Annotated in this window: 2 protein-coding genes and 1 pseudogene; all 3 read left to right on the top strand. The window is 59.0% G+C overall.

What is annotated here, in order from left to right; translation table 11 throughout:
• Nucleotides 1-189: pseudogene (locus tag ACOCD2_RS24520) on the top strand (hypothetical protein); the annotation flags it as partial.
• 87 nt (nt 190-276) lie between these two features.
• A complete protein-coding gene (locus ACOCD2_RS24515; RefSeq protein ID WP_293648023.1) occupies nt 277-546 on the top strand; it encodes a CopG family ribbon-helix-helix protein in 270 nt (89 codons plus the stop codon).
• Nucleotides 546-652, top strand: a 107-nt coding sequence (locus ACOCD2_RS24510; protein WP_419590418.1) for a type II toxin-antitoxin system RelE/ParE family toxin, incomplete at its 3' end; no start/stop codon positions are given. The genes ACOCD2_RS24515 and ACOCD2_RS24510, both read left to right, overlap by 1 nt.

Below are 652 nucleotides of genomic sequence, written 5' to 3'. Positions count from 1 at the left end.
TCGCGTATGGCCTTTGAGGTGAATCAGGTCTGGAATCTGGCCAATGAGGCCAGCTACGAAGCATGGCATGTGCCTGTACCGGAGGTAGGGTATATCCAGGGCGTGTGGCGTTCCGCTTTCGCCGATCTCCCTGAGGTTAAGACGGCGGTGGCCGCGTCCATCGGCGGCGAGCAAATGGCCCTCTTCTGAGGGCCATTTTCCAGTTGATGTTTTCACGCGATGATTTATTATAGATCACTGTGATTATTTCCTAATCGACTGCAAGAGGCTGAACCAATGTCAAAGACAGATACCCGCGTGTTGACAGCGCATGTGCCGGTCCCCCTGGCGGACCAGGTGGATCGGCTGGCCGGAAAACTGGAGCGGTCGCGGGCCTGGATCATGAAGCAGGCCCTTTCCTCCTGGGTTGCGCAGGAGGAAGAACGTGACCGGCTGACACGCGAAGCCATGGCCGACATGAAAGCCAGCCGCGTCACCGATCACCAGGCCGTCCAGGCGTGGGCCGAAAGCCTGGACTCCGACAATCCCCTGCCGGCACCGCGCTGATGGTCCTGAAATGGACCAGTAAGGCGCTTTCCGACTTGACCCGCCTATACGATTTCTTACTGCCCGTGAACAAGCCCGCGGCCATCAAGGCCGTGCGGGCTTTGGT

It is taken from the genome of Thiolapillus sp. (assembly GCF_048562965.1).
In the GTDB taxonomy this organism is placed as follows: Bacteria; Pseudomonadota; Gammaproteobacteria; order Chromatiales; family Chromatiaceae; genus Thiolapillus; species Thiolapillus brandeum_A.
This window is presented reverse-complemented; position numbering and strand designations above follow the sequence as displayed.